Annotated in this window: 1 protein-coding gene; it reads left to right on the top strand. The window is 36.3% G+C overall.

The features are described 5' to 3' along the window. A partial coding sequence (locus GH754_RS19380; RefSeq protein ID WP_153730274.1) for an IS3 family transposase occupies positions 1-281 on the top strand: 281 nt, incomplete at both ends.

Raw genomic sequence — 281 nt, 5'->3', positions numbered from 1 at the left:
CTTCTACGAAAAGCACAAGCAAGGGTGGCATTTGAACTCAAAGAAGAAGGATTCCGATTAAAGGATATTTTTCTTGTTGTTGGTATTCCTGAAGCAACCTATCATTATCATCTAAAAAACTTTGGGAAAGAAGATCCGGACACAGAGATAAAAGAACTCATTACCAACCTATTTAAGAAGCATCATGAACGCTATGGGTATAAACGCATCACGGAAGAATTAAAGAAATTAGGACATCATGTTAATCATAAAAAAGTGTATCGACTTATGCGGGAACTAGG

Origin of the sequence: Salinibacillus xinjiangensis (assembly GCF_009649735.1) — a bacterium.
GTDB lineage: Bacteria > Bacillota > Bacilli > Bacillales > Alkalibacillaceae > Salinibacillus > Salinibacillus xinjiangensis.
This window is presented reverse-complemented; position numbering and strand designations above follow the sequence as displayed.